The following is a 26,979-nucleotide window of genomic DNA, read 5'->3' as shown; positions in this document are numbered from 1 at the left end:
CCTCATGTCATTCTGGAGCCTTGAGATAGCGGTCTCGGTAGTTGGCCTTGCGCTGGCTGCCTACGTGTTCTCATTTTACTACGGCTCGGGCGTCAGGAGAACCTCCATAGGGAGGAAGCTGACAGCGGCCGTTGGCGTGTTCACGGCTCAGATGCTGGTCACCATAGCCCTGTCGCTCTACCTTGCCAGGAGGTTCTCCGCCGACGTGGCGGTGCCTATGCTGGTGATAACGGCTCTGGAGGTGGTCGGGCTAACCCTTATCACTCTGGCCGTCAGGGAGTGACCTCCCCTTAGCTATGTCCTTAAGCTTCTCCTCGTCCCAGTCCGGGTGGAGCGCGAGCAGGGCCTTCACCTCGTCCTCGGCCTCCCTGGCCGCCGACCTGGCAGGGTAAAGGACGACGACTGCAGTGAGGAGCAGGGCTACGAGGGCCTGGCCCTTCAACGAGCGGACGAAGTAGAGGGCCTCCTGGGCGAACACCTGCAGTGGGGGTCTCAGCCAGAGGAACTCGACAAGGTAGGCGTCCGTGCTGTTAATAAGGAGCTTCAGAGCGTTGGAGTTGTCGGCCTGGGAGAGGAGCTCGCCTGAGGCTATGTAGGGGTCAGAGATAACTATCAGCTCCCCGGCTCCAACCTGCTGGTAGGCCGCAACCACGTAGGATCTGTCTCCACTCAGCGTGCCGTTAACAAGGACGCTTGAGTTCGGGGGCGACTCCATGAGGGGCTGGGCCCCAGGGCCAAGCTCAAGGGGTGAGGCGTTGAAGAGCACCACCGTGAGGTTCCTGAAGGCGGCCAGCGGCGCCAGCGGGGTTCCAGAGTTAATTGAGGGGTTAACTATTACTCCATCAGCGACGGTTATGCTGGAGTTCAAGGATCTGAGGAGCTCGTTGACGCCGGCGCCCGAGCCTATCACTACGACCTTCCCGCCCATGCTTAGGAACTCCCTGAGCGAGGAGGCCTCGCCTGCTGTGGGCTTAAGCTCGGGGTCCACAACTATCGCAACGTTTGCCCTGCCGCTGAAGAGGCTGCCCGGCTGGGGGGCAGGGACCAGGTTAACGACGCGGGCCAGCGATGACCCAGGCTGCTGCCCCCACGAGGCCCCTATGGCCAGCCCCACCACGGCTGCCAGGACAAGGCCGAGGGCCATGTAACCCAGCGGCAGCCTGTGCTTCACAGGCCCTCAGACCTCCTCAGCTCGTCAACTAGCCTCCTAATTCTGTTAATGGCGGCCTCATCCCTTAGCCCGCCGTAGGCCACCCTCTCCATGAGGTCCGCGAGCGCTGAGAGCTTATCCGCCAGCTCCCTCCTCCTTGAGGCTATCATGTTGCTAAGCTCCCTGACGGTAGTTGACGGCAGCACTGGCACGCCGAGCCTGTTGCCCATTCTTGCCAGGAGGTCCCAGGCGTCGCTAAGCGCGCCTGCAGGGGCAGGCCATCTGGGCAGGCCCAGCCGTGGGAGCCTGCGACGCCTGTACGACACGTAAAGCAGGGCCGCCGCGGCCGCTATGGGGACCTCCGCGGGTACCGCAAGTAACCTTATTGTTTGAGAGTAGGGGGAGAAGGTAGCGTTAACCGGGTACATGGCTATGTCAGCCGTGTAGGTGAGCTGTGGCTGCGGCAGCGGGAGCACTACGATAAAAGCGCCCCTGGGCACTGCGGCTTGCGCCGTGTGATTCTCAAGGCTTACGCTCAGCCTTGAGGGCGCCGGCGATGTTCCGGAGATGACCAGCAGGCCCGGGGAGAGCGCCCACGCAGTTAGCTTGCTTGGCCTATCGGGCGGCCTGTATACATAGACCTCCGCCGTGGCCGACGAGGGGCCGCAGCTGCCGTAAGGAGAAGCCGTTACTGTGACGTTATTGTAGCCTGAGAGCCCCGGAGGCACTGTTAAGTTAGCGGCCGCAGTGCCATTACTTATAACGCCCCCGAGGCTCAGGGCGCCTATGGTAATCGTGTAGCTGGGGCTGCACGTGACGTTGGAGTACCTTATGTGAACAGAAATGGTCTGACCGGGCATTACTATGGATGGGCTCACAGTGACGTTAAGGTGCGTCGGAACGAAGCTGAGCTGCCCGCACACATACGATGTTAAGCTCCTGTTTATTATCAGGGCTTCAGTTGAGATCGCCCTGGCGTAGACGCACTCGACGCCAGAGGCATTGTACACAGGCTGTAGCTCGACGCTGAAGTAGCCCGAGGAATTTGACATGACTAGCACGCTGGTATCGCCTACCCCCACCTCCACTGGCACGTTGCCGAGCGGCGAGGACCCGTTCACGAGAACTGTACCGTTTACATAGAACTTCTGGCCCAGCTCGTAGTGGCCTGGGGCCCTGAGGCTTACCGTTACGAGGCCATTAACTTTTCTGGCCACGGAAAGCCGTATTATCTTAAGTTCAAGGTAGTCCTCCTCCGTGAAGAGGCCCGTCACGCCTAAGGCTCTCTGGACCAGGTGCATGGCGCCTTGGTATACCTGGGGGCCCAGCTCGGCCTGCTCCACGTAGATGTACGACATGAGTGAATAGATGGTGGCATTCGCCCTGGCCAAGTACTGAAGGGACAAGTTTGCGTAGTATGCGGCTAGCGCATAGTCGCCCTTACTATAGTAGCTCTGAGACAGCAGGTAGTAGCCTCCTCCCTCCCTGGTTAAGTTGGTAGCCTCCGCGATCTGATTAAGCAGGGGCGTGAGCTGGGGAACTGACGCCAGCTCTCTGTAGGCCGTTTCGATAGTTGACTCCACCTGTGACGGCGTTGAAGCTGAGGAGAGGTTACTTATGAACTCTTCTGAGATGACGGCAAGGGGCGCTATGTAATACTGAAGCTGGGGCAGCTTAACCTGGTTAAAGCCCTGGACAAGCCTAGACCTCTCCCATGAATAGTAACCGATAGAGGCCACTATTATGCTCCCTACTATCGCCAGGGCAACAGCAAGCGCTAAGGCCTGCTTAAGGTACAAGTCCTACCACCTTGAGGGCACTGTAAAGTATGAATGCAGCTGTCACGACGACAGCTATGGCCATCACGTGCCTGTACCCTCTGGGCTTGGCGTACCAGGCCGCAGGTAAATAGCTTAGGGAGTAGAGCCCCAGGTAGACGCCCAGCGACTTTTCGCCCCCAGTTACCAAGGCAAGCCCTATGGCAGCAGTTATGAAGAAGACATATATCAGGAACGCCTCGCTTCTGTCCACTGCTATCAGGCCCCCAGAAGCTTGAGCTCAACGGCCCAGCCGTCCTGCGTCCTGTAGGAGTCGACGACCGCAACTGGAACTCCCTTAAGGGAGGCCACGGCCGCGGCCCCAAGCAGAAGCGGAAGGGTTCCTGCCCTGTTCAGCCTGGGCAAGTAGTCTATGACGGGGTCCACGGCCTCAAGCCTAATCACGCCATCCCTCTCCTCAAGCCTAATGGCCCTGGCCATCTCGGACCTCTCCACAACCACCTCCCTGAGGGCAGACTCCATGTCAGTGGAGCTCAGCGGGAACGGCGAGGGCAGGAAGGCTAGCACCCCCCTCTGCCCTGCAGGCGACGGGAACAGGCCCTGCGGCGCGCTTCTTAAGGCCCTGGCCACGGCCTCGGGGTCCGCGTCCTCGCTGAGGGGTATGAAGGCCGCGCACCTCCCCCCAACGGGGGCATCACTACGGCCCTCCCCCTGGCGTCGGCCTCCTCGAGAAGCGCTTCTATGTTAACGCCCAGCGCTGAGAGCATGGACCTGAGCTGCGGCGGCTGCGGCCTCGGCGAGTCGCCGATAGCTATAGCGCTCAGGCCAGCGATGGCGAAGCCTACCATGGAGAACGCCAGGGGCCTGTAGCCCAGCGAGAAGTATGCTATAAGCCCCAGCGCCGCGGCGAAGGCCGTGGTGGCGTAGCCCAGCTCCCTGATGGCCACACAGAGCCCCAGTGGAGGGCTGCTAACGCCATTATTAAAATGCACGTCAGCCCCTCCTCAGGGACTCCTCGTAGCTGGCCCTCCTGGCCGCTGCTATTAGTATCAGCGCTACGGAGAGGCCGTCCACAGAAATTAACGTAGTGTTGACCGTCAGGTCTACGCCTACGGTGACCAGGGTTATCCCTATGAGGGGCAGCATGGACAGGCTCATGGCTATGGCCAGGGCTGCCTCGTCGAATCCCTTCCACTTCCACTCGGGGTACAGGGCCCTCACGAGGGCCAGGCCGGGTATATAGAAGAGGGAAGGCGCGCCCATGGCTACCTTTATGAACTCAAGCTGCACGGGCGAGTGGGGCACGAGGAGGGCAGCTATAACGCCAAGGGCCACCCCCAGGAGGGCCAGCCAGGCCCACCAAGAGGCGGGGCTCAGCATGTAAGCTGCAAAGCCCCTGCCCTCGCCCCTGAGGTCTATTTCGCCTGACTCCCTCATGGACCACAGGGCCCTGGCGACCTCCTCACTGTAGCCCATGGAGCTGGCTATCTCCCAGACGTAAAGCGAGCCTCCCCCCTCCCTGACGGCCCTCCTTATGGCCTCCTCGCTCAACTCTGCCCAGGGCAGAGGGCTTGGGCGCGCTTAATACCTTAACGTAAAGCGTTTTACTTCGATTAAGGACCCACCTGCTTCAGGGGAGCCATGGAGCCCATAAAGGCCAAGAGACTCGGCAGGGAGTCCACGGACGGCGTCTACTACTTTGACTTCAGCAGCGGCTACTGGGTCATGATGGAGGAGTCGGCCTCGCCGCTCGTCCCCAAGGAGAGGTACTCCCTCGTCTACTTTGACAACACCCTGTGCCCCGTCTGCAGGAGGTACGACCTGCACTGGTACCCGTTCGTTGAGTCAAACCTAGATAGGCTCAGGGGCTTCGGGCTTTACGTGGTGCTCTGCGACTGGTTCACGCAGCAGTGCACCTCGGCCAGGGGGGCCATGACATTCATAGAGTACAACGTGAGGGCGTCGCCTACGACAATGTTAATGCTGAGCGACGGCTCAAAGGTGATCTACACGGAGAGGTACGAGGGCCTGCTCACCGAGAGGGACCTGAACAACATAGTCTTCACGTTCCCGGAGAGGGCTGAGAGGGCGGCCAGGGGCGAGAGGGTCGAGAGGCCCTTAACGGAGGAGGAGATGATAGAACAGCTATCAAAGACCCTCGCGCAGGGAGGCGCGGGGACGAAGCCTTAGCGCTATATCCCTTCATGGCAGCACGGCTTAGGTCAAGCCCTGGAGACCTTATTAAAGGGCTTTTATCCTGCGCCCCCACATACCCCTTGAGGCAAGAGGGTAGCCAAGCCACAGCCCTCTTAGGAGAGAAGAGGTGTGACGCGAGGTGTTGAAGTACCTCATAAGGGCGTCATTTGAAGTCGACGGAAGGGTGGAGAAGCACGACATAATAGGTGCGGTCTTCGGGCAGACGGAGGGGCTCCTGGGCTCTGAGTTCAACCTAGAGGAGCTCCAGAACAAGGATAAGATAGGCAGGGTTCACATAGACCTGAAGTACCAGGGCACCAAGACCGTGGGCGAGATACAGATACCCAGCAACCTTGACAGGGTCGAGACCGTCCTGCTTGCAGCCATGATAGAGACCGTGGACAAGGTAGGCCCATACACCGCCAGGATAACGGTGGAGTCCATAGAGGACCTGAGGGCTGAGAAGCTGAAGTGGATAGTGCAGAGGGCCAGGGAGCTGCTGCAGACAGTCAAGGAGCAGGAGCCGGACATAAAGGAGATCATAAGGGAGGTCACGCAGAAGATAGAGGCGCAGCCCAAGGTAATAGAGTACGGCGAGGACAAGCTCCCGGCCGGGCCGGACGTTGAGAAGTCGGACACCATAATAATAGTCGAGGGCAGGGCCGACGTAATAAACCTGGGCCGCTACGGCTACACCAACACCATAGCCATAGGGGGAGCCAAGGAGAGGGTGCCCAAGACCATAATTGACCTGGCCAAGGGCAAGAAGGTCATACTGTTCGTTGACGGCGACAGAGGCGGAGAGATGATAATGAGGACCGTGCTGAGCCAGATGCACGTCGACTACGTGGCCAGGGCCCCTAAGGGCATGGAAGTGGAGCAGCTGACGGGGAAGGAGGTGGCCAGGGCCCTGGCCCAGATGGTGCCAGCCGAGGAGATTATGAAGCAGCTCGGCATGGCTCCAGCCCAGGCTGCCCAGCAGGTCCAGCAGCCTCAGCCACCCGCTGAGGCGGCGGCCCAGCAGGAGCAGCAGGCTGTTGTCCAGCCCCCCGCGGCCCAGCCTCCTCAGCAGCCCCAGGCTGAGGCCCAGGCAGCGGCTCAGGGGGCTCAGCCACAACAGGCTGAGGTAGCCCAACAGCAGCAGGCCGGCGTCACGTCGCTGATAATGCCCAAGCAGGTCCTCGACAGCATGAAGGAGCTCAAGGGGACCCTGGAGGCGGTCGCCTACGACAGGTCGTGGAACGAGGTCGCCAGGCTCAAGGTTAAGGACCTGTTCAACTGGATACAGCAGGTGGAGCCAGGCAAGGTCTACGCCGTGGTCTTTGACGGGATAATAACGCAGAGGCTCATCGACGCCGCCTCCGAGAAGGGCGTGGCCCTGCTCATAGGGGCCAGGATAGGGAGCAAGGTGTCGTCGAGGAAGGGCGACGTGGTCTTCATGACTTTCAGCGACATCATGTGAGCCAGGGCCCCTCCCCCTCTTTCTTTTTGCCGCTTACTTCTTGTTTATGTAGTCGAAGAGCGAGGCCTGCCTGCCGCCCGCCTTGAGCTCCCTCTCGCTGATGCCAAAGAAGCTGAGTATCCTGAGGGCAGCCGGCACTATCTGCTTGTCTATGTAGTAGTTAACATCTATGTCCTGCGGCTTCACCAGGAAGTAGGGCCTGGCCCTCCTGCTCAGCGGCCCGTCGCCCTTAACAATTACGTAGCCTATCTTTGAGCCGACGTCGACCTTGAAGCCCAGCTTCTCCATCATCTTAGCCACGTACACGTGCGGCGCCTCGGCCTCGTACTTGTCAACGCTCTTGGTCAGGGTCTTCCATATTATGAGCTTCTCCACCTCCACCTTGCCGTTCCTGAGGTCATTTATGACCTGCCTCACGTAGTCCACGGCCTTCCTCACGTCGTCGCTCCTGAGAACTATCTCCGCCACCTTGGCCTGGGTGTCCTTGGCCAGGTCGCTCCAGTCGCCCCTGACGGCCTCAAAGCCAACTATGTCTATCTTGCCCTCCGGCGTGAGGCCCGCGTACCTCTTCTTTGCCTCAGTGAAGAAGACCCTGCTGTAAACCTTGTCTATCTTTATGTCAAACTCAAGGCCCTTGGTTATGCCCTCTATGACCTTCTCAACCTTCTCCGGGTCGTTCTCAACGAAGAGGCTGTCCGTGTCGCCGTAGTAGACCTTGAGCCCGAGGGACCTGGCCAGGGAGGCGGCCCTGGTGATGAGGTCCCTGCCCCACGCGGTCACGGACTCGGCGCACTGCCTACAGTACCACCTTGCCCCTGCCCAGCCCATGTAGCCGTAGCTGGCGTTGGCGAGCACCTTTATGGCCCTCTGCCTCTCGTTGAGGAGCCTGTACTGCGGGCTCCCCTCGGGGTACTTCTTCATGGCCGCCTTGACCTCAGCCCTCCACTTCAGGAACCTCTCCAGGACCCTCTTGAAGAACGCGTCCCTGTCGGCGCAGAACCTGTGCCTGACCCCGGGCGCCTCGTTTACCCTCTCGCAGGCCTCCCCCTCCTTGAGCAGGGTGTCAGGGCCGACGTTGTACTTAACCATTATGCTCGGGTACATGCTGGCAAAGTCAAGGACTGCCACGTTGTGGTGAATCCCCGGCTTGGGCTCTAGCACGATGGCGCCCGTGTACGTCTCTAGCTCCCTGGTCTCCTCCTCGGCCCTGTTGGGCACCAGCTCCCCCAGCTTCCTGGCCTCCCTCATGAACCTCATCTCAAGCCTGAAGGCCACGCTGGCGGCGGCCACCTGGTCAAGGGGCAGGCCGCTTATCTGGCTCAGCTGCGCCCCGAAGGGCAGGAACTGGTAGGCGAGGCCAAGGGTTGACGTCACGTCGTCCATGTTGTATGCTAGCAGGGTCTTCCTCTTCTCCGGGTCGTCCCAGTACTCGGCTATCCTCCACCAGTCGACGTTGACCCTCTTGTCCTTAGGCATAACGCCAAGGTAGTCCGCGACCTCGTCAAGGGTCTTGACCTTGACCTCCTCTATCTCCTCAGCGAAGTTATAGAGGTCGACGTTAAGCCTCCCTTGCAAGGAGATGTGCCCGAAGACGCTGGGGTTGGGCTCGGCGCCCCTCTTCCTGCCCACCTCAAGCTTGACGCCGTTTACCTTGGCCCTCTCCAGGAGGTAGGGCCAGTCGAAGGAGTTCTGGTTGTAGCCAACTATTATGTCTGGGTCCTTCCTCCTTACGACGTCGACGAACTTCTGTATGAGCTCCTTGTCGGAGTGCCCCGCGGCCTCGAGCTGCAGCCTCTCGCCGTCGTTAAAGGCCACCCCTATGATAATGACCGGGTCCTTTGAGGGGTTGGGCGAGCCCTGCGGGTTGTATGCCTCGATGTCAAACGCCATTATCCTGAGGCCGTCGAGCGGGTCGACGTCGGCCATGGAGGGCTCCTCTGACGGCCTGCCTGCTAGCCTGTAAGCGCCGTCCGCAATTATGTCGCTCCTGCTGATGGGCTCCGCGTCGGCGACGTACCACCTCATCGGGTACAGGTTCAGGTCTATCAGGTACCTCATGGAGAACCTCACGTCGGCCTCAAGGACCTCAGCTACCCCCGGGAGCTTGGCGGCGAGGTCGCGGTACTCCCTCACGCTCTCAGGTATGAGCGTCGTCACCTTGAGCGCGGTCACGGGCCTTCCAAAGTACTTCATGTCGACCTTCTCAACGGAGGTCACGGGGCTCCTGGGCCTCGAGAGCCTCCTCAGCTCCTCGGCAAGCTTGTCCAGGTTAGCGCCGTCCTGAGGCAGTACGTAGAAGTAAGGCCTGAAGGTATCGTCCAGGAGCAGGAGCCTCCTGCCCTTGACGTCCCTGGCCCAGATCTCTATTACAGGCCTCCCGCCCTCTACCGAGTAGCTCACGTCAAGGAGCTGAAACGTCAGCCTCTCGGCCACCAGCTGCACCAGGCTAACAGGGGCGACCGAAGGCTTAAGCCCTTGCTCTTCAGAGCGACGCGGCTATCGCTATAAGCCCTGAGGCCACGACGAGGGCTGACATGACCCAGTAGGCGACCGCCCTCGCGCCCCTGAGCCTGGCGCTCCCCATGATGTCCTCCCTGGAGGCTATCCTGCCAAGCATGTAGAGCAGTGGCGCCAGTATTATAGTGAAGGCCGCCATGAGGTCGAGTATCAGGTTGACGAGGTCGCTCAGCGAGAGGGCCACTATCACGAGCGCTGGGGCGCTCTCAAGCACGTAGGTCAGCCTGTAGGCCAGGGTTCCCCTCTTAAAGTCGACTGCCTCGAGGAAGCCCCAGGCGGAGCCGAGGGATATGACTACCAGGGCCAGGAAGCCCGAGGCCATGAAGCCGACGCCCATTATGTACCTGCTCGCCAGGCCCAGGGGCTCCAGGGCGCTGGCCAAGGCGTTGGCGTCAAGCGCGGCCCCAGCCCTGTTGCCCAGGAATATGCCAACGAAGACAGTGGCAACCATGAGGAGCTCTGACACGATGGCGCCGACCAGGGTCTCAAGCCTCTCCGGCCTCAGCTCCTCAGGCCTAAGCCCCTTCCTGACGTCAGCGCCTGAGTGGAAGAAGAGCATCCACGGCATTATCACGGAGCCCACGCTGGCGGCTAACATGTAGTCAAAGCCTGGCCTCCAGAGGGGCCAGGGGCTGAGCAGGGCGTTGCCGATCCTACCTGGGTCAGGCCTCGTGACTAGGGCCGTGTAGAGCAGCGCCGCAACCAGCAGGAAGCTAATCGGAAGCAGGAAGGACTCGGCGTGCCTGTACCTGCCGCTCCATGCCACTGCCACGTGTATCGCAAAGACCGCCAGCAGGCCGGGGAGGACGGGGAGGCCCAGGAGCTTAAGGCCAACCGCGATCCCTGCGTACTCCGCCACGTACTCCATGATGTCGGCGACCGCCATGGGGATTGACGCCAGCTGGGCCGTCCTTCGGCCGTAGAGCCTCTTTATGGCCGTGCCCAGCCCCATGCCTGAGACCGTCCCAAGGGTGCCCGCGGCGTCCTGAATTACAAAGAGGGGCACCGTTAGCGCCAGCATGACGCTGACCATTATGTAGCCCCAGGCCGCCCCGACCTGGAAGCCGGTGACTATAGAGGCCACGTCAACGTCTGCCATCATTACAAGCCACGCTGGCCCGAACGTCCTAAGTGAGTCCTTTAACTCCCTGCTCAGCCTGCCGACGTCCATCTTCAGCTCTAGGCTTTTTAGTTGACCTGAGGCTTTTTTAAGTGTGCCTAATTTTTAAGGTTATTTAACTAATATCGGTTATCCGAAGTAAGCGGTAAATTAAGGCCCTCCAGCTGTCAACTGGTCAGGCCTTGAAGGGCGCCATAGTGGCCCTTGAGGGGATAGATGGCAGCGGCATAACAACGCACGCGAGGCTGCTGGCCCAGAGGCTCTCATCGATGGGCTACAGGACAATATATACTAAGGAGCCCACCGAGGGCCCCGTGGGGCAGGTCATAAGGCAGCTCCTGGCCCAGGGGAGGCCTGAGCCGAGGCTCGCGGCGCTGCTCTTCGCCGCCGACAGGTCGTGGCACCTCTGCTGCGACCCCTCCCTGCCGGGGGGCGTCATGGGGGCGCTGGAGCGGGGCTACGTGGTTGTTATGGACAGGTACAAGTACAGCTCCATAGCGTACCAGGGGGCCTCCGGCGCCGACCCGGACTGGCTCTGGGAGGTGAACAGCTTCGCCCCGGAGGCTGACCTCCTGATATTCATAGATGTCCCCGTTGAGGTTGCCCTGTCCAGGGTGGCCAAGAGGCAGAGGAGGGAGGGCTACGAGGTCGAGGGGTTCCTCAGGAGGGCCAAGGAGGAGTTTTACAAGGTCCTGGCCCAGGCCGAGGCCAGGGGCGTGGCCGTGGTCAGGCTGAGCCAGGTAAAGGACGACAGGCCCCTCAGCGTAGACGAGTTCTCCTCACTAGTCCTGGGGGAGGCCCTCAGGTTCCTTAAGACATTAAGGTAAGGCGTGCTGGGAAACGCTTAAAACTTAGACAAATAGCAGATCCACTGGACGGTGAAAGTATATGGCCAGGGATAAGGTCACCGGCGCGGCGCTGCTGATAATCTCTGTTTTCATAATAATAATATACAACGTTGCCATGTGGTACCCGCCGCTCTCCAGCATGGCCGCGTCGTTCCTGCTGAAGCTCACGGACTCAATAATAGTCATAGTGGTGCTCGCAATACTCGCGTGGATAGGCTACACGCTCGTCACGACCCCTCCGCCTAAGCCCATAGAGGAGATAGAGAAGGAGCTAGAGAGCGAGCTCAAGAGCCTGACCTCGCAGCAGGGGAGCTCGTCCTCCAGCTCGGGCAGCGGCAAGAACGGCGAGCATTCTTAATCAAAAAAGATCATTCAAGGAGTTTTATTAGCGTCAGCCGCTAGGAGCCCCTGGGTGGTGTTTTGAAGGGCAGGGAGTCCTTGAGCAGGGCTGAAGCCATAGTCATAATTGTTATAGCAGTGGCCGCGGTGGCCGGGGCCGCTTACGTGATCAGGCAGTCGCAGTTTCACAGCGGCGCTCCAAAGGCCTCCCAGGTAAGCTCGTCAACTACAACGTCGTCGGGTCCCCTGACGCTGAGCGACACAGAGTCCCTGAACTCCAGCTGGATAATATCGCTGGGCCCCCTCAACTCGTCAAAGGTCATAGTTGTGGTCTACGACCCCGAGTGCCCCTACTGCTCCCTTGAGCTCAACGCCACCCTGCCATTCCTCTACTACGTCTCTGAGAACACCAGCCAGGCCAGGGTGATATTTCTCGGGCTTCCGATACACGAGTACTCTGTCCAGATGCTAGAAATTCTCTACGAGGTGTATCACCTCTACGGTCCTGTGGCATTCGTAAAGCTGCTTGACGCCAACTACGCCTACTACACGAGGAACATAGAGCTGTACCTGAACCACGAGACTGACCAGCTCGTCATACCTACCAACTACACCCTAATATACATGGCCGACGCCCTGGGCTACAACGTAACCCAACAGGAGTCGGAGGCCTGGTACCCGGCGGTCGAGGGAGTTGCGAACTTACTTCTGTCGCACAACATAAGCGCCGCGCCGGCCCTGCTTGCCTTTAACGGGGCCGGCGCGCCCGTGTACTATGAGGTCGGCCTGGAGCAGCCCCTGTATATAGAGGGCAACCTCACGGAGAGGCTTGGCCTGCAGGTGCCCGGGCTTGGCTGACTGTGACCTCAGCGAGGTCAGGGTCCCCTGGGGGAGGTACCTGGTGGCGATCTGCGAGGGCCACGTGGATGACAACGAGCTCGAGAGGGCGTCAACGGAGCAGGGCCTCAAGGCGTTGGTCCTGAGGCTCGCCAGGAGGCCCGACCCATGCGAGGCGGCCCTCTACCTGGCCTACTCCAGGGAGGACGCGGACCAGGGCAGGGTGAGGCTAAGGAAGCAGCACCTACAGGCCCTCCTGTATGCCACCAGGTCGAGGCAGCTCTCTGAGGCCCTGAGCCTGTCGAAGGGGGGCAGCATCATCGTGGTAGTCTCGGGCGACCCCTCAAGGCTTGAGGGCGTGGCCTCGAGGCTCGGCCTGAGCCTGGGCAACGTTAAGGAGGCGAACTGCGACCCCTCGTCGCTTCAGGACCTGAACTCCTTCAGGCTTCAGCTGCTGCTCGGCTGATCGCGGGTCGAAAGCGGTCCCAGCCCCCTTGGCCTGCGGCGACGGGGCTCCTCGCCGGCAGAGAATTTGAGCCCCGAGTGCAAGGTGCTCCGTGGCCCGATGATTGGGTGGACCGCTGCTGAGCGGTGAGGATGGAATCCAAGGCTATGAGGGCCTCTTGGGCCTCACGAACTCTATTATCCCGGTGTAGTCCAGGTCCCCCATCCCGTGGGCCTCAGCGCTCTTGTAAAGCCTAGCAGCCGCCGAAGTCACGGCCGCCGGCAGCCCGACGTCAAACGAAGCCCTGCTGGCGTATTCGAGGTCCTTGGCCGCCAGCGAGAGCCTGAAGTGAAGCTGCGAGCCCGAGAGCATCCTGTCTATGTACTTCTCGGCCACCCCCGCGAAGGCGGTTCTCCTCATAACTTCCTTCAGCTTCTCAGGGCCAACGCCGTAGGCCTCGGCGAGGGATATTGCCTCGGCAAGCGACGACATGGTCGTTATCAGCACAGAGTTGTAGGCGAGCTTAAGCGCCATGGCTGAGCCCGGGCCGCCGCCCACCTCCATCAGCTCCCCGGCGGCGCTGAGGACGCCCCTTGAGAGCCTGACGCAGCCCTGGTCCCCTGCCACAAGGAAGAGGGCGCTCCCCCTCTCCAGGTCGTTGGCCCCGCCGACGACGGGGGCCTCGACGTAACATATGCCAAGCCCTGCGAAGTGCTCTGCCAGCGCCCTGCTGGTGTTAGGTGTTATGGTAGAGGAGTTTATGAAGAGGAGGCCGTCGGCCCTCCTCATGTCAGTGGCAACCGATATCATCGCGTTGTCGTCAGAGAGGAAGGCTATGGCCGCGTCAGCGGCCTCCACGGCCCTCCACGGGGAGCCGAAGGCCTGGCCCCCTGCCCGCTTGGCAAGGTCCTCCGCCTTCTCCCTGGTCCTGTCCCACACGTGCACCTGGAAGCCCTGGGAGCTGAGCCTCATGGCCATGGCTGAGCCCATGAGGCCGGCCCCTAAGACCGCGACCTTCACCTAAGCCACCGAAGTATTTAGCTTCAGGGGACTATTTCTGCCTGCGCAGGGAGGTCGGAAGCACAGCCTTGCCTGAAAGGATCTGTCCCATGTGCGGCAGGAGCAGCAGGGAGGTGGAGTTCATAGGCAGCCTCTGCAAGGACTGCTTCGTTAAGAAGTACGGCATCGCGAGGCTGCCGGAGCAGGTGGAGGTAACGTACTGCACGTCCTGCCACGCCCACAGGACCTCGGGCAGGTGGTCTGACCCGTACCAGAGCCTGGAGGAGTCGCTCACTGACTACTTGGAGGCGTACCTTGCCAACAAGGTTAAGCCCGTGGAGCCCCTGGAGAGCGTAGGCATAGACGGCGTGAGGCTGGAGCTGCAGGGGGGCACGGCGACCGCCTACGTTGACCTAGAGGGAAGCTATGGTGACGTCAAAGTTAAGGGGACAGCGGTCGTCAAGGTGATGCTTAAGCCGACCCTGTGCCCCGTGTGCTCCTCAAGGAAGACGGGCGAGGGCTACACGGCTGTGGTGCAGCTGAGGTCATACCCAAGATCCATCAGCAAGGTCAAGCACTTGAGCGAAAGGGTGCAGAGGATAGTGGCCTCGATAGGTGACGACATAGTCAAGGTTGAGGAGCGCAAGGAGGGCCTCGACGTGTACGTCAGGGAGCACTCGGCCGCCAGGGTGCTCGCGACGAGGCTCAGATCTGAGTTCAACGCCAAGGTCATAGAGACCTACAAGGGGAGGGGCGACAGGCTGAAGCTCTACGTCTCCGTGAGGCTGGCCACTGTGTCCCCGGGGGACGTGCTTGAAGTGGACGGAACGCCCTACTTCTACATGGGGGACAGCCAGAACGGCCTGCTGCTGATAAACCTTGAGACGGGCAAGAGGGCTGTCATGACCCCTGATGAGCTGTGGGACCAGGGCTTCAAGCTCTACGAGGGCCAGAACCTGGAGAGGATGATGCTGCTCAGCAGGCAGGGCAACAGGTACGTGCTTGTCGGCGACGAGGGCTCCATAGAGGTGCCCTCCGACCAGGTGGAGGCCTTCACAGAAACTGTAAATGAAGGCGACCACTTCTTAGTTTATTTATCCAGGAGGCGCATCTACCTCGTGAGGAGGGAAGAGTAGCGCTTGGTGGAGAAGAGGAAGCAGGGCAAGGGAGAGACCCCTCTTCCAAACGATGAGGAGGGGACCATGCTCTGCGTGACCGAGAGGATACTCGGAGGTAACTTCGTGGAGATAATGTGCGCTGACGGCAACAGGTACAGGGCCATGATACCGGGCAAGATGAGGAGGAGGGTGTGGATACACGAGGGCGACCTGGTGCTCTTCCTGCCCTGGGGCACCCCGGACAACAAGGGGGAGCTGGTCTACAGGTACAGCGAGTCGGAGTCCAAGGAGCTCACCAAGAAGGGCCTCGTGCCGAAGGACCTCCTCGACCTCATGAGTGGTGAGGGCGCCACTTGAGCCCGCACAGGATAAGGATTGACAGGGAGGAGAGCAAGGTAAAGGACGAGGACGTAATAAAGACCGTGGAGGAGGTCTTCGACTCCTTCACAAACTACCACGTTTACAGGCTCAGGAACTCGATGAAGGCGTTCAAGGAGCTCAAGGGGGCCGTAAGCGCTGGCAAGGAGGCCAGGGTTTACTGGGCCAAGGGGTGGAGGGGCGAGGACCTGGCGGTCAAGATATACCTCACCTCCTCTGCCGAGTTCAGGAAGAGCATAAAGAACTACATAGCTGGCGACCCCAGGTTCCCCTCCGTGCCGTCCAAGTTCAGGGACCTCGTCTACCTCTGGGCCAGGAAGGAGTACGGCAACCTTGAGGACATGGCTAAGGCCGGCGTCAGCGTACCCACCCCGGTGGCCGTCTCGGGCAACGTGCTAGTCATGAGGTTCCTCGGCGAGAACGGCCTCAGGGCCCCCCTGCTGGTCGAGGCCTGGAGGGAGCTCGAGGACGAGGACGTGGAGAGGATGTTCAACTTGTTGGTAGATGACATAGAGAGGATGGTGTGTAAGGCCAGGCTGGTCCACGGGGACCTGAGCGAGTACAACATAATGATATGGGAGGGGAGGCCCTGGATAATTGACGTGGCCCAGGCGGTGAGCCTCGACCACCCCAAGTCAAGGGAGCTCCTTGAGAGGGACCTGAGTAACGTCTTTAGCTTCTTCTCTCACAGGCTGGACGTGAGCGAGAAGGAGGAGAGCCTCAGGAGGTCCTTAGAGCAATGCCTGGAAGCGAGCTGAGGCCCCAGCCCCAGGCCAGGGCCTACGAGCCCGTGCCGCCCGAGGAGCTGGGGAGGGTTAAGGAGGTCATAGGTGGGATATCCAAGCAGGTCAGGGAGAGGCTCGGGGTCTCCATAAGCGTTGACGAGCAAAACTCCGCAGTAATAGTGGAGCCCCTGACGCCCCAGGGCTCAGCCAACGTGCTCAAGGCGAAGGACATAGTCAGGGCACTGGTCATAGGATTCCAGCAGTCTGACGTTACGGAGCTATTTGACGACGACGTTATATTAGTAGTGGTTGACGTGGCCTCCGCCCTGGAGGACAAGGAGAACCACGTGAGGAGGGTGCTGGGCAGGATAATAGGGGAGAGCGGGAGAGCCAAGAGGGCCATAGAGGAGATAGCGGGCGTCAAGATAGCAGTTAACGACGGCAGGGGGCTGGTCGGCATAATTGGCGACTACGAGAGGGCCATGATAGCAAGGCATGGGATTGAGATGCTCGTAGAGGGCAAGATGCACGGCACAGTCTACAGGAGGCTCGAGGCCATGATGAGGGAGCTCAAGAGGAGGGAGTCCACGGAGCTCTGGTACAAGTAAAATGTGATAACCAATTTATTTCTAGGCGCGCCCCACCCCACTGGGAAAAGGACTTGTCCTCGATTGTCCTCTCAGGGGACGTGTCGCTCCTGAAGGGCAAGGTGATAGCGGTCCTCGGCTACGGCAACCAGGGCGAGGCGCAGGCCAAGGTACTCAGGGACAGCGGACTTGAGGTAATAGTTGGCAACGTTAACGACGAGTACAGGAGGAGGGCCGAGAGGGACGGCTTCAGGGTCTACGACATACCCGAGGCAGCCTCAAGGGCTGACGTAATAATGATGCTCCTCCCCGACGAGGTCCAACCCTCCGTGTTTAACGACGTGGTTAAGGCCGTGGGGGACAGGGACGCCGTGATAGACTTCGCCAGCGGCTACAACGTAGCCTTCGGCCTCATAAGGCCCCCCGACAGGTATGACGTGGTCATGGTGGCCCCCAGGATGATAGGGGCCGGCATCCTGGAGCTTCACTCCAAGGGCATGGGCTACCCGGTGCTGATAGGGGTCGCAAACGACCACAGCGGCAGGGCGTGGGACTACGCGGCCGCGATAGCGGCTGGCGTAGGGGCCATCGGGAGGCCAGGGGGCATTGGGGTTAAGGTGACGTTCAAGCAGGAGGCCTTCATAGACCTCCTTGACGAGCACACCAACTGGCCCCTGATATTGGCCAGCTTCATGGCGTTCTTCGACGTGGCCACGGAGAGGTACGGGGTGCCGCCTGAGGCCGTGCTGCTCGAGCTGTACGCCTCGGGGGAGATGGCTGAGGTTGCCTCGAGGATGGCGAGCCTTGGCGCCTTTGAGCAGCTGAGGCTTCACTCCACGACAAGCCAGTACGGGCAGCTGAGCAGGGCCTTCAAATTCTATGACATGATTAGGCGGGTTGTTGAGGACGAGGCGTCCCAGATATGGCTTGGGGACTTCGCCAGGGAGTGGGCCCTTGAGCAGCTCGCGGGCAGGCCGAAGTTCAACGCCCTGTGGGACGCCGCCAGGGGCTCAGACATGGCCAGGGAGGAGGACAGGCTGTTCAGGCTGCTGGGAAGGAGGTAAGCGAGCGGCGCGCCGTGGCGCCGCGGCCGGGATTTGAACCCGGGTCACGGGCTTGACAGGCCCGCATACTATGCCGGGCTGTACTACCGCGGCGTGCCATCGCATATAGCCCATGCTAGGGGCTATTAACCTTTTTGCGTGAACTCTGCCTGGGCTTCACCTTGAGGCTCAGCGGCTGCGTAGCCGTCAGGGGGCCGTCCGTGATAACAGTCAACGAGGGCGACATTAGGGTGCTCGGGGCCCAGGTGCCCCCGGGCTCATCGCTCACCGTGCCGGTTGGCAGGGCGGTGATTGTTGAGGGTGAGGGTGACGCAACAGTTAACGGCCAGCTCGAGCCCTGCGACGGCGAGAGCCTTAAGGCAATGGAGGGCGTCGTGGAGGAGGTCAGGGGCGCCAGAAGGATTATACTTGTGGGCCCCAGCGACAGCGGCAAGAGCACCCTGGCGGCGTACCTCTACAACTCGGGCGCCGTGAACTCCATTATATCAACAGACGTGGGCCAGAACGAGGTCTACTGCCCCGGCTTTGAGGCCCTCTCGATGCCCAGGAGGCCCTTCCTGCCAGGCTCCCCCCAGGACCAGCCCCTCTCGGCCTGCCTGGTCGGGGACTTCACTCCCAGGGGGCTCGAGGGCAGGTACATATCGTGCGCCGTAAGGCTCTCAAGGCTCTCGGGCAGCTTTGTAATAGACACCGACGGGTGGGTGTCGCAGGAAGGGGTCGAGCTTAAGGTTGCCCTGTCGCTCGCCGTTAACGCCGACGCCGTGGTCGCCATAGGCCTTGACAGCGACTCGGTGGCCGCCCTGAGGCACGAGAAGGCGGGCCCCCTGGTCGCCGTGCCGAGGCTGGCGCCGGCCTCCAAGAGCGCCCCAGAGAGGAGGGCCAACAGGGACAGGCTGATAGCCTCGTGCATAATGAGGTCGAAGAGGAGGACCCTGAGGCTGGAGGGCCTTGCCCTAGAGGGCAGGGGGCCCGGCGAGGACTGGCAGGGCCTCCTGGTGGGGCTTGAGGGGCCGGGGAGCGACTACTTCGGCGTAGTTGAGAGGGGGCCCTCGAGGTCCGGCGCTATAACGGTTATCTCAGAGTACCTGGGCGAGGTGGCGGCTGTTAAGCTCGGCAGGGCGAGGGTCGACCTGGGGGCCTTCAGCGGCCTCATCGGGCAGGCCTGAGGAGCAGCGTTATGATCTCCCTGGGCCTGTAGGAGAACCTAACCAGGTTGTCCTCAACGCTCAGCTCCCTTGGCACCTCGTCCTCCTCAAGTATGTTGACGCTCCTGGCCTCGCCCACCCTGAACGGCGCCCTGAGCACGCCAACGCCGGAGGAGTTGTGGGCCTCGAAGACCCTCAGTACTATGCCGTCGCCGTCCTCCGGGGCCTTCACGGCCTCCAGCACCAGGTTGCTGGGCGAGAGCTCCATGAACGACCTCTCGCCACTCCCCGGGCCTACTGTGAGCTGGAATGCGTACTCGTAGGCCACCCTGGGCGCGTTGGCTGACCTCCAGTCTCCTGGGTGGACGTATATGGCGTAGGTGAACTCCTGCCTCCCAAGGTCAGTGGCGGGGTCAGGGAAGACGGGCGTCCTGATGAGGGTGAGGCCTACCCTGTTGTCAATGACGCTCGCCCCGTACTTCTTAGGCGAGAGTACCGCTGCCCCCCTCGAGGAGTCGTAGACGTCTATGAACTTCTGGAACGGCACTTCGAACATTGCCCTCTCCCAGCTGTTGTTCCTGCGGGCAGGCTCCTCCAGCACCCCCAGCGGGGCTCCGTAGGCGTAGTAGTCATTGTTTACATTAAATGAGTGCCAGACCTTGAGCATCTGCTCCCTGTCCACGGCGTCAATGGTCACCTTGAACTCGACCAGCGGGAGCCCAGCGTAAACCCTGACCTCCTCCGTGACCCTGCTCCTGCCGAAGGAGTACGTTATGATCGCCGAGGCCCTGAGCGGGCCTGACTCCTTGACGGTCACCGAGTCCGCCTTAAGCTTGACCTCGCCCAGGCGGTAGCCGGGCTCTATGTCCCACGCGTCCGCCCAGCCCGGCGAGTTCTGGTAAACTGCGAGCTCGTTGGCCCTGCCAGAGACGAACTCGTGGCCGCCGTCCTTCAGCAGTACTGACGATATGGTGCCGTCGCGCTCTATGACGACCCTGAGCCTGGAGCCCTCAAGTATTACCTTATCGCCCTCCGCCCTGGCGCTGACAGAGTCGCCCGGGTCGGCTGGCCTGAGGGATGAGTAGCCCATGGGCGGGACCTTGACGAACGCCAGGTAACCATCATCAACTTTCTGGGCCCCGTCCACTGGGGAGTTTACGACCACGTACCCTGACCTCGGCCACGGCAGCGAGTTGAACACTGCGTTGCCAGAGCCGCCGGCCAGGACGGACATGGCCTTGGTGGCCCCTGCCCTGGCCTTGTCTATCACGTCCTGCAGCTCCCTGTAGACATCATCGTAGACCTCCCTTATGGCGGACCCTGGAAGGACGTCGTGGAACTCGTCCTTCATTATAACCTTCCAGAGCGACTGCACCTCCGACCTGTCGTAGGCGTTGGCCAGGGCCGACCAGGCCTCGAGCTCCCTCATCCACCTCTCCGCGTCGAAGTGAAGGGCCTTCATGGCAGAGTGGCTCGTGTACGTGCCCCTGTGGGTCTCAACGTAAAGCCTGCCCCTCCACCTGTCGAGGGAGGAGACGTCTATGTAGTTGAAGTACTCGGAGGGCCGCGAGTGGACTAGCCTCGGAAGGCCCGGCATCTCATTTATCACGTTAGACAGCAGCTCCATGTCCTCAGTTGGGCCCCCGCCGCCGTCGCCGTAGCCATATGATATGAGCGTCGGGTACTCCTTGGTGGGCCACCTGTCCCACTGCTCCAGCACCGAGGAGGCCGTCAGCGGTGAGTTGTAGCCCCTGCCCCCGAAGCCGAAGACCACTGATGGTATTGGACCCCCGTCGCCCCCGTCCCAGAGGAACGGCCCGTAGGGGAACTGGTTGGTGTCGTTCCAGGTGAGCTTGTGGGTCGCGAAGTACCTGATGCCTGAGAGCCTGGCTATCTGGGCCAGCGTCGCCTGGTAGCCGAAGCTGTCGGGCAGCCACAGGACCTCGGCTTTCCTGCCGAAGGTGCGCTCGAAGAACCTCTGGGAGTAGAGCAGCTGCCTCGCCATGGACTCGCCTGACGTCACGTTTGGGTCGAACTCAACGTAGCCAGCCCCCAGCTCCCACCTGCCCTCCTTGACCAGCTTGGCTATCCTGTCAACCAGCTCAGGGGCGTCCTGCTGGAGCCACTCGTAGTAGAGCGACGAGGACTGGACGTACTTCATGTCCCTGAACTGGTCCATTAGGGTGAGCACTGTGGCTGTGGTCCTCAGCACCTTCCTCCTGGTCTCGCTGAACGGCCACAGCCACGCCGCGTCTATGTGGGCGTGGCCAACGACGTGGGCGACGCCGGGCTTGCCGTGCCTCTCCACGAGCTCCTTGAGCCCCTCCCTGAGGACCCTGAGCGCCTCTGAGAACTGAACCCCCTCTGGCTCCACGTAGACGCCTGACAGGCTCTCGTCGAGCGAGACCAGCACCCTGCCCGCGTCGTAGCTGGTCCTGTAGAGGGTTGACGCTATCTCAAGCTGCGCCGGCGAGAGCGAGGGAACCCTGACGAGCGACAGGGACCTTGAGAGCAGCGAGAGCAGGTCATCCCTGAGCTGCTGGTCACGCGTCGACTGGGCCACCTCAAGGGCCGAGGACGCGTAGAGGAACAGGGAGTAGCCCTCGGGGTCCCTCAGGGCCGTGTAAGCCCTAGGCGGCGCCAGGGGTCTGCCCATCTTGAGGGCGGGCTCGCCGAAGTCGTCATATATCGTGAGCTCGACAGTCACCGCGTGCTGGCCCTGGGGCAGGGGCACCTGGCGGTGCTCCCTGTCAATTTCATAGTAGGGCCTTCCGTCAAGCCTCACCAGGGCGGGCACGGAGTGCGCTGTGACTATCATGTAGAAGTCCTTGGGTGACTCAGAAGAATATCTATAGGAGTATACCAGCGTTCCCTCAGGGGACCAGGGGACGGGCCTTACCTCCCTGAAGGAGGAGGCGAGGACCAGCAGGACCCTGTGGGCAAGCGCCTGAGGCGTAAGCCTCTCCAAGCTTAACACCAAAACAAAAGGGCTTAGCCCACTCTTATTTCCCCTTTGCCGTAGGGCCCTCGAATCAAACCTTGCGAGGGTTTTTAACTTCAGCAGGTTAAAGCCCTCGCGGTGAGGAGCGGGTCGCCAGGAGGATACTCTGGCTCAGGGCAGACCCAGGCGGAATAAGGGAGCTGAGGAGGAGGCTGTGGCTGCTGGCCCCTCAGGGCGTTAACGTGACGTTTGAGGTCGCCTCCTCCTGGGAGGTCGCAGTCATGCCGATGCCGGGCTCCCCGGAGTACAGGCTCCTGGCGGACAAGGTGGACGGCAGGCCCAAGATATTTGAGGAGGACCCGCTCAGGGCGCTGCTCCTTGCCATAGCTTACCCCCTCAGCGGCTTCTCAAGCCTCAGGGTGGGCATAGACCCAGGCAGGAGGTCCTGCGGCGTGGCGGCGCTGGCCGACGGCATGATCTTTCACGCCTCCTCCATAGGCTGCAGCGACGTGGGCCGCGAGGCGGCCTCAATAATTAGGGCGGCGCCCGCTGAGAGGTTCTCCGTGTTCCTGGGCTCCGGGACGGGCTGGGAGGAGGTGGCCAGCTCGCTGCTCGAGGCAGGCGTTGAGTTTAAGGTGGTCGACGAGTACGGCACGTCAAGGGGCGACCTGGGCCTCCCGCTCCCCCTGAAGGATAAGAACATGAGGGCCGCCGTCAGGCTAGCTCTGACCCCTCCTGAGGGTTAAGGCCTTTAACCTGGGCCCATGTAATTAGCTAGGGCTTGGCTTGAGGGCCTCGCTCAGCGAGTTTGTCGATGAGATAGGCTACGAATACGTGGGCCGCCTGCCCAGGGAGTTCGCGGTCGCGGCTGAGCTGAAGAGGAGGCAGGGCAGGGGCAAAGCCGTAAGGTTCCTGGTTGAGGGCTCGGAGCAGGACGCAGTTGGCAACGTTGTTGACAGCAGGGACAAGGTGATCAAGGCGCTCTCGGCGAGCGACCTGAAGGACGCGTACCGCAGGGTGCTGAAGGCTATGAGCGAGCAGGGCGAGCTGAGGGAGGCCGGCATGCCGAAGCTCAGGGAGGCCTCAAGGGGCCTCCTCTCGCTCCCCGCGGTCAAGTTCTACGAGAGGGACGGGGGCCTCTACCTGTCGAGCGCCATGTTCATTGCGTGCTACGAGGGCGTGTGCAACGCGAGCATACACAGGGTCATGCTGTTGGGCGAGGGGAGGGCTGCCGTGAGGCTCGTGCCCAGGCACCTGTGGTACCTCTACGACAAGGCAATGTCAAGGGGCGAGCCCCTGCCCGTCACTGTCGTTGTTGGCGTTCACCCGGCCGTCCTGCTGGCGGCGGCCTCATCGCCGCCCCTTGGGTTCTTCGAGCTCAGGGGCGCCTCAGCTATTGTCGGTGGGCTTGAGGTCTTCAGGAGCCCCCTCCACGGCAACCCGGTGCCGGCCGGCGCCTCAGCAGTGGTTGAGGGCTACCTGACCTCGGAGCAGGCCGACGAGGGGCCCTTCGTAGAGGCCATGGGGGGCTACGACAGGGTGAGGAAGCAGCCGGTGCTCGAGGTCAGGTCGGTCCTGATAAACCCGGACGAGGTCTCCCACGTGATCCTCCCCGGCGGCCTTGAGCACGGAATGTTGATGGGCTTCCCCAGGGAGGCCGCGATATATGATGCCGTCTCAAGGGTCGTGCCGGAGGTGGTGGCCGTGAGGCTGACCCCCGCCAGCGGCACCTGGCTTCACGCGGTGATATCAATAAGGAAGAGCCATGACGGGGACGCGAAGAACGCCATAATGGCCGCCTTCGCGGCCCACCCGAGCCTCAAGCACGTTGTCGTGGTGGACGACGATATAAACGTTGACGACCCCTACGACGTGGAGTGGGCCATAGCAACCCGCTTCCAGGCAGACAGGGGGCTCGTCATAGTCACGGGGGCCAGGGGGTCAACCCTTGACCCCAGCAGCTCCCAGGACGGCCTCACCGCCAAGGTGGGGGTGGACGCCACCAAGCCCATGGGGCAGGGGGAGCGCTTCGAGAGGGCCAGGATACCCGGGCTCTGATAACGTAAATTTACCCCTGGTCAGCTCACATCTTGGGATCAGCTTGGACGCGGAGGAGAGGCTGTCGCTGATCACGAGGAACGCGGTGGAGGTCATAACCTATGACGAGCTCAAGGAGAAGGTGAGCTCCGGGGCCCAGCTCAAGGGTTACATAGGCTACGAGCCCAGCGGCCTGGCCCACATAGGGCACCTGATATGGATGTTCAAGGTCAGGGACCTCGTGGAGGCGGGGGTGCAGTTCAACGTCCTTGAGGCCACCTGGCACGCCATGATAAACGACAAGTTCGGGGGCAACATGGAGCTCATAAGGAGGGCGGCGGCCCTCTTCAGGGAGGTCATGAGGTCCCTGGACATACCGGTTGACAGGATAAACTTCGTCGATGCCGAGACCATGGTCTCTGACAAGGACTACTGGGCCCTGGTGCTCAAGGTGATGAAGATGACCAGCCTGGCCAGGATGAAGAGGGCCCTCACCATAATGGGGAGAACCATGGACGAGGCCGAGCTCGACTCCTCCAAGCTTGTCTACCCCGCCATGCAGGTGTCTGACATAATTTATATGGACCTGGACATAGCGCTCGGCGGGCTTGACCAGAGGAAGGCCCACGTCCTCCAGCGCGAGGTGGCCGAGAGGATGGGGAGGAAGAAGGTGATAGCGATCCACACGCCGATACTTACTGGCCTCGAGGGCGGCAGGAGGATGGACAACGCGGAGAGCGACGAGCAGGCCGCCGCCTTCAAGATGTCCAAGTCAAAGGCCTCGTCGGCCATATTCCTCAACGACAGCCCCGAGCAGGTGAGGGCTAAGATAAGGGCTGCCTACTGCCCCCCAAGGCAGGTGGAGCTCAACCCGGTTATCGAGATAGCCAAGTACATACTGTTCTCGAGGCCCGGCTTCACATTGCACGTGGAGAGGCCTGCTAAGTACGGCGGACCCGTTGACTTCACGAGCTACGCTGAGCTCGAGAAGGCCTACGTGGAGGGGAGGCTCCACCCGCTGGACCTCAAGGAGGCCGTCGCCGAGGCCCTCAATAAGGTGCTCGAGGGGCCCAGGAAGCTGTTCGAGAGGCCCGACATAGCTGAGCTCGTGGCCCAGCTGGAGTCCAAGGTGACCAGGTGAGCTGTGGCCTGCCGCGGCGTCACGCCTGCCTGAAGGCCTCGGCAAGGACCTCCATTGGAGACGGGTGTGGCGGGGCCAGCCAGTAGAGCCTCTCGGCGTCAAGGCCTGAGCCCATGGCCATGGCGAAGGCCGTCAGTATGGCGTGGGCCTCGGGGGCGAAGGCCTGGGCCCCTAGCACCCTGCCGGACTCGTCGACGAGGACCTTGACCCACGAGTCCTGGTGGCCTAACATTAGCGTGTAGGAGTTGGCCTTCATGCTGTACCTTATGACGTCGAACTTAACTCCCATGGCCCTGAGCTCCTCCTCGGTGTAGCCCACGTAGCCCATCTCAGGCACGGTGTAGACTACCGAGGGGACGTCCAGGTAGCTCATCCTGTAGGCATCCCTGCCAACCAGGATGTTCCTGGCCGCCACCAGGCTGCCCCTCACGGCGGCGTGGTAAAGCATGGCCTTTCCGGTGACGTCGCCGGCAGCGAACACGTTCTCCCTGCTCGTCCTCATGCCCGGGGACACCCTTATGCCAGGGCCAACGTCAAGGCCCAGGACCTCGAGGCCGTAGCCCTCGAGCCTTGGCCTCCTGCCCACGGCCATCATCACCTCGTCGGCCTGAACCTCTATGGAGCTCCCGTCCCTCGAGGTCGCCCTGAGCACCTTGACCTGGCCCCTCCTCTCGACGGAGGAGGCGGCGTAGCCTAGCTTCACGTCAACGCCCCTCCTCTGCAGGGCCCTTAAAGCTGCCCTAGAGAGGTCCATGGGCATGTTGGGCAGGAGCCTGTCCATCATCTCAACTACTGTCACCTTGACTCCAAACCTTGAGAGCACCTCGGCCGCCTCGACGCCTATGTAGCCGCCCCCCACTATGACCATAGAGTCCGGCAGCTCCCTCGGGGTCCTCATGTAGGTGTAGAGGTCGTCGCTGGTAACGCAGAGCTCCGCCCCGGGGACCCTGGGCACCACGTTGACGGAGCCAGCCCCTATGTGGAGATACCTGAAGTTCACTGTGAGCTCGCCCTCCTGGGTCCTGACCCTGAGCTCCCCGTCGCTCACTATGGTGGCCCAGCCCCTGAGCACGGTAAGCCTCTCGGACAGCTGCTCCGCCATCCACCTCAGCTGCGAGAAGACCTGGGACTGGACCCTGTCCTTGGCGTCGACGGCCCTCCTCCAGACCTCGTCGGGGTCCACCTTAGCGCCGGTGGAGATCGCCTCGTCAACCTTCAGGGCCCACTCCCTGATGGCCTTTGAGGGCACGCAGCCGCTGTGGAGGCACTCGCCCCCTAGGAACTCCCTGTCGTCAACTAGGGCCACCCTAAGGCCCGCCCTGGCGAGCTCGAAGGCCCCTGGGTATGAGGCCCCGCCCCCTCCTATGAGGGCCACGTCCGCGGTGAGGGCGCCGGGCAAAAGCTTCACCGCGGAGCGCGGGATGCCAAGGTATTTCAGCCTTATCCTTAGGCATTACAGTATTTACCTTGGCCTCCACAGGGCGCTCGGTGAGCCGGTGCTCAGGGCCAGCGAGTCCATAGCGGCCTCCCGCCTGGAGTCCATGGGCTTCAGGGTGCTGGAGTTCCACAGGAAGGTTGTAGTGGACGGCGTCGAGGTCTCAGACATAGACATAGTAGCTGAGAAGGACAAAGTCCTCTACGCGGTCGAGGTCAAGGCCGGCCTTGTTGATGTGTCGTCCGTCAGGCAGGCCTACGTCAACTCCGTGCTCACAGGCATGAGGCCAGCCATAGTGGCCAGGGGCTACTCTGACGAGGCGGCCAGGGCGGTGGCCTCAAGGCTTGGAGTTGAGGTGATAATTTTAGATGACCAGCTCTTCGTTCAGCCCGACGAGCTGAGGGAGCTGATAGTTGACGCCGTGGAGGAGGCCCTGGAGAGGGTGACGCTGCCGCTCTCCTTCTGCGGCAGCCTGAGCGAGGAGGAGCTCAGGGCGGTCAAGGCCATAGCGTCCGCTGAGGACTTCAGCTCCGCGGCCAGGGCGCTCGGGGTCACAGCTGAGCAGCTGGGAAGGCTCGTGGAGTCCATGAGGAGGAGGGGCGTGATGCCGAGGGGCGACTTCAGGGCCATGAGGGTGGCCTCAAGGCTTTTGCTCCTGTGCAGCCGCTGAGCTTATTTGGCTAGTGTTTCCGATATATCAGTGAGAGAGTGAAACGA

Annotated in this window: 28 protein-coding genes and 1 tRNA gene; 17 read left to right on the top strand and 12 right to left on the bottom strand. The window is 61.6% G+C overall.

All coding sequences use genetic code 11. The annotated features are described in order from the left end of the window. The first annotated feature begins 4 nt into the window (after positions 1-4). Positions 5-283 (top strand): hypothetical protein, encoded by a 279-nt coding sequence (locus ACP5H1_RS04030; RefSeq protein WP_427972006.1) that lies wholly within the window; start codon positions 5-7, stop codon positions 281-283. Here ACP5H1_RS04030 and ACP5H1_RS04025 read toward each other — a convergent pair. From ACP5H1_RS04025 to ACP5H1_RS04000, 6 genes are read right to left on the bottom strand one after another with little or no spacing between them, the layout of a single operon-like run. Continuing rightward, positions 251-1,171 carry a DUF4350 domain-containing protein gene (locus ACP5H1_RS04025; protein WP_427972003.1) on the bottom strand — a complete coding sequence of 307 codons (921 nt, stop codon included), beginning with the start codon at positions 1,169-1,171 and terminating at the stop codon, positions 251-253. The genes ACP5H1_RS04030 and ACP5H1_RS04025 overlap by 33 nt on opposite strands. Further along, positions 1,168-2,949, bottom strand: coding sequence for a DUF4129 domain-containing protein (locus tag ACP5H1_RS04020; RefSeq protein ID WP_427972001.1), 1,782 nt, complete (start codon positions 2,947-2,949; stop codon positions 1,168-1,170). The genes ACP5H1_RS04025 and ACP5H1_RS04020 overlap by 4 nt, the downstream gene beginning before the upstream one ends. Next, positions 2,939-3,181, bottom strand: a complete 243-nt coding sequence (locus ACP5H1_RS04015) for a hypothetical protein (protein ID WP_427971999.1) — start codon at positions 3,179-3,181, stop codon at positions 2,939-2,941. Before ACP5H1_RS04015 ends, ACP5H1_RS04020 begins: the two co-directional genes overlap by 11 nt. Positions 3,182-3,186: 5 nt before the next feature. Next, positions 3,187-3,558, bottom strand: a complete 372-nt coding sequence (locus ACP5H1_RS04010; protein WP_427971996.1) for a hypothetical protein — start codon at positions 3,556-3,558, stop codon at positions 3,187-3,189. After that, on the bottom strand, positions 3,543-3,875 hold the full coding sequence (locus ACP5H1_RS04005; RefSeq protein WP_427971993.1) for a hypothetical protein: 333 nt from the start codon (positions 3,873-3,875) through the stop codon (positions 3,543-3,545). The genes ACP5H1_RS04010 and ACP5H1_RS04005 overlap by 16 nt, the downstream gene beginning before the upstream one ends. A gap of 46 nt (positions 3,876-3,921) precedes the next feature. Continuing rightward, positions 3,922-4,479 (bottom strand): DUF1616 domain-containing protein, encoded by a 558-nt coding sequence (locus ACP5H1_RS04000; RefSeq protein WP_427971990.1) that lies wholly within the window; start codon positions 4,477-4,479, stop codon positions 3,922-3,924. A 90-nt stretch (positions 4,480-4,569) separates the two neighbouring features. On the opposite strand from ACP5H1_RS04000, the gene ACP5H1_RS03995 reads away from it, so the two are divergent. Together ACP5H1_RS03995 and dnaG are read left to right on the top strand one after the other, a co-directional pair. After that, positions 4,570-5,118, top strand: a complete 549-nt coding sequence (locus ACP5H1_RS03995) for a hypothetical protein (RefSeq protein WP_427971987.1) — start codon at positions 4,570-4,572, stop codon at positions 5,116-5,118. Between the two features lie 148 nt (positions 5,119-5,266). Then, the gene (gene dnaG / locus ACP5H1_RS03990) at positions 5,267-6,586 is read left to right on the top strand and encodes a DNA primase DnaG (protein WP_427971985.1); all 1,320 of its coding nucleotides are present in this window, start codon (positions 5,267-5,269) and stop codon (positions 6,584-6,586) included. Positions 6,587-6,619: 33 nt separating this feature from the next. Here dnaG and ACP5H1_RS03985 read toward each other — a convergent pair whose 3' ends face one another. Both ACP5H1_RS03985 and ACP5H1_RS03980 read right to left on the bottom strand, forming a co-directional pair. Beyond that, the gene (locus tag ACP5H1_RS03985) at positions 6,620-9,028 is read right to left on the bottom strand and encodes a DNA-directed DNA polymerase (protein ID WP_427971983.1); all 2,409 of its coding nucleotides are present in this window, start codon (positions 9,026-9,028) and stop codon (positions 6,620-6,622) included. Between the two features lie 40 nt (positions 9,029-9,068). Further along, positions 9,069-10,274 carry an NRAMP family divalent metal transporter gene (locus tag ACP5H1_RS03980; RefSeq protein ID WP_427971980.1) on the bottom strand — a complete coding sequence of 402 codons (1,206 nt, stop codon included), beginning with the start codon at positions 10,272-10,274 and terminating at the stop codon, positions 9,069-9,071. Between the two features lie 131 nt (positions 10,275-10,405). Here ACP5H1_RS03980 and tmk point away from each other — a divergent pair, with 131 nt between their 5' ends. The 4 genes from tmk (at position 10,406) to ACP5H1_RS03960 (ending at position 12,713) form a co-directional block, all read left to right on the top strand. Further along, positions 10,406-11,050, top strand: a complete 645-nt coding sequence (gene tmk, locus ACP5H1_RS03975) for a dTMP kinase (RefSeq protein WP_427971978.1) — start codon at positions 10,406-10,408, stop codon at positions 11,048-11,050. Between the two features lie 61 nt (positions 11,051-11,111). Continuing rightward, positions 11,112-11,429, top strand: coding sequence for a transcriptional regulator (locus ACP5H1_RS03970; protein WP_427971976.1), 318 nt, complete (start codon positions 11,112-11,114; stop codon positions 11,427-11,429). Between the two features lie 62 nt (positions 11,430-11,491). Beyond that, positions 11,492-12,268, top strand: coding sequence for a DsbA family protein (locus ACP5H1_RS03965; RefSeq protein ID WP_427971974.1), 777 nt, complete (start codon positions 11,492-11,494; stop codon positions 12,266-12,268). Then, complete coding sequence (locus ACP5H1_RS03960) at positions 12,261-12,713, top strand: hypothetical protein (protein WP_427971971.1); 453 nt, start codon at positions 12,261-12,263, stop codon at positions 12,711-12,713. The genes ACP5H1_RS03965 and ACP5H1_RS03960 overlap by 8 nt, the downstream gene beginning before the upstream one ends. Positions 12,714-12,857: 144 nt before the next feature. On the opposite strand, the gene ACP5H1_RS03955 is transcribed toward ACP5H1_RS03960, so the two are convergent. Then, on the bottom strand, positions 12,858-13,712 hold the full coding sequence (locus tag ACP5H1_RS03955; protein ID WP_427971968.1) for an NAD(P)-dependent oxidoreductase: 855 nt from the start codon (positions 13,710-13,712) through the stop codon (positions 12,858-12,860). 68 nt (positions 13,713-13,780) lie between these two features. Here ACP5H1_RS03955 and ACP5H1_RS03950 point away from each other — a divergent pair, with 68 nt between their 5' ends. Genes ACP5H1_RS03950 through ACP5H1_RS03930 form a run of 5 tightly spaced genes read left to right on the top strand, consistent with a single transcriptional unit; the run spans position 13,781 to position 17,563 of the window. Then, positions 13,781-14,827, top strand: coding sequence for an NMD3-related protein (locus ACP5H1_RS03950; RefSeq protein WP_427971966.1), 1,047 nt, complete (start codon positions 13,781-13,783; stop codon positions 14,825-14,827). 6 nt (positions 14,828-14,833) lie between these two features. Further along, positions 14,834-15,166 carry a translation initiation factor IF-1A gene (locus ACP5H1_RS03945; RefSeq protein WP_427972094.1) on the top strand — a complete coding sequence of 111 codons (333 nt, stop codon included), beginning with the start codon at positions 14,834-14,836 and terminating at the stop codon, positions 15,164-15,166. Next, entirely contained in the window at positions 15,163-15,945 is a 783-nt protein-coding gene (locus ACP5H1_RS03940; protein ID WP_427971963.1) for a serine protein kinase RIO, read from the top strand. The genes ACP5H1_RS03945 and ACP5H1_RS03940 overlap by 4 nt, the downstream gene beginning before the upstream one ends. After that, the gene (locus ACP5H1_RS03935; protein ID WP_427971960.1) at positions 15,927-16,520 is read left to right on the top strand and encodes a KH domain-containing protein; all 594 of its coding nucleotides are present in this window, start codon (positions 15,927-15,929) and stop codon (positions 16,518-16,520) included. Before ACP5H1_RS03940 ends, ACP5H1_RS03935 begins: the two co-directional genes overlap by 19 nt. A 53-nt stretch (positions 16,521-16,573) precedes the next feature. Beyond that, entirely contained in the window at positions 16,574-17,563 is a 990-nt protein-coding gene (locus ACP5H1_RS03930; protein ID WP_427971959.1) for an NAD(P)-dependent oxidoreductase, read from the top strand. A 15-nt stretch (positions 17,564-17,578) separates the two neighbouring features. Here ACP5H1_RS03930 and ACP5H1_RS03925 read toward each other — a convergent pair. After that, positions 17,579-17,656: transfer RNA gene (locus ACP5H1_RS03925), tRNA-Asp, on the bottom strand. Between the two features lie 68 nt (positions 17,657-17,724). Between ACP5H1_RS03925 and ACP5H1_RS03920 the strand changes: the two genes are divergently transcribed. Further along, complete coding sequence (locus ACP5H1_RS03920) at positions 17,725-18,729, top strand: Clp1/GlmU family protein (protein ID WP_427971956.1); 1,005 nt, start codon at positions 17,725-17,727, stop codon at positions 18,727-18,729. On the opposite strand, the gene ACP5H1_RS03915 is transcribed toward ACP5H1_RS03920, so the two are convergent. After that, the gene (locus ACP5H1_RS03915) at positions 18,713-21,676 is read right to left on the bottom strand and encodes an alpha-mannosidase (RefSeq protein ID WP_427971954.1); all 2,964 of its coding nucleotides are present in this window, start codon (positions 21,674-21,676) and stop codon (positions 18,713-18,715) included. The genes ACP5H1_RS03920 and ACP5H1_RS03915 overlap by 17 nt on opposite strands. Positions 21,677-21,891: 215 nt before the next feature. On the opposite strand from ACP5H1_RS03915, the gene ACP5H1_RS03910 reads away from it, so the two are divergent. The 3 genes from ACP5H1_RS03910 to ACP5H1_RS03900 are packed head-to-tail and all read left to right on the top strand — an operon-like array spanning position 21,892 to position 24,827. Next, the gene (locus ACP5H1_RS03910) at positions 21,892-22,395 is read left to right on the top strand and encodes a hypothetical protein (RefSeq protein WP_427971951.1); all 504 of its coding nucleotides are present in this window, start codon (positions 21,892-21,894) and stop codon (positions 22,393-22,395) included. Between the two features lie 40 nt (positions 22,396-22,435). Beyond that, the gene (locus ACP5H1_RS03905) at positions 22,436-23,707 is read left to right on the top strand and encodes a UbiD family decarboxylase (protein ID WP_427971949.1); all 1,272 of its coding nucleotides are present in this window, start codon (positions 22,436-22,438) and stop codon (positions 23,705-23,707) included. Between the two features lie 43 nt (positions 23,708-23,750). Next, positions 23,751-24,827: a tyrosine--tRNA ligase gene (locus tag ACP5H1_RS03900; protein ID WP_427971946.1), complete on the top strand. Its 1,077-nt coding sequence runs from the start codon at positions 23,751-23,753 to the stop codon at positions 24,825-24,827. 19 nt (positions 24,828-24,846) lie between these two features. On the opposite strand, the gene ACP5H1_RS03895 is transcribed toward ACP5H1_RS03900, so the two are convergent. Beyond that, entirely contained in the window at positions 24,847-26,226 is a 1,380-nt protein-coding gene (locus ACP5H1_RS03895; RefSeq protein ID WP_427971944.1) for a dihydrolipoyl dehydrogenase family protein, read from the bottom strand. Here ACP5H1_RS03895 and ACP5H1_RS03890 point away from each other — a divergent pair. Further along, the gene (locus ACP5H1_RS03890; protein ID WP_427971942.1) at positions 26,192-26,932 is read left to right on the top strand and encodes a recombinase RecB; all 741 of its coding nucleotides are present in this window, start codon (positions 26,192-26,194) and stop codon (positions 26,930-26,932) included. The two genes, ACP5H1_RS03895 and ACP5H1_RS03890, sit on opposite strands and share 35 nt — an antisense overlap. Positions 26,933-26,979: the final 47 nt, after the last annotated feature.

It is taken from the genome of Acidilobus sp., from assembly GCF_049973875.1.
GTDB lineage: Archaea > Thermoproteota > Thermoprotei_A > Sulfolobales > Acidilobaceae > Acidilobus.
Note: the sequence above shows the minus strand (reverse complement) of the source record. Positions and strands in the feature narration are given on the sequence as shown.

Coding starts and splice junctions, on each gene's coding strand:
- ACP5H1_RS04030 (WP_427972006.1), top strand. CDS start 5: ATGTCATTCTGGAGCCTTGAGATAGCGGTCTCGGTAGTTGGCCTTGCG.
- ACP5H1_RS03995 (WP_427971987.1), top strand. CDS start 4,570: ATGGAGCCCATAAAGGCCAAGAGACTCGGCAGGGAGTCCACGGACGGC.
- ACP5H1_RS03890 (WP_427971942.1), top strand. CDS start 26,192: ATGAGGGCCACGTCCGCGGTGAGGGCGCCGGGCAAAAGCTTCACCGCG.
- ACP5H1_RS03935 (WP_427971960.1), top strand. CDS start 15,927: ATGCCTGGAAGCGAGCTGAGGCCCCAGCCCCAGGCCAGGGCCTACGAG.
- ACP5H1_RS03980 (WP_427971980.1), bottom strand. CDS start 10,274: ATGGACGTCGGCAGGCTGAGCAGGGAGTTAAAGGACTCACTTAGGACG.
- ACP5H1_RS03970 (WP_427971976.1), top strand. CDS start 11,112: ATGGCCAGGGATAAGGTCACCGGCGCGGCGCTGCTGATAATCTCTGTT.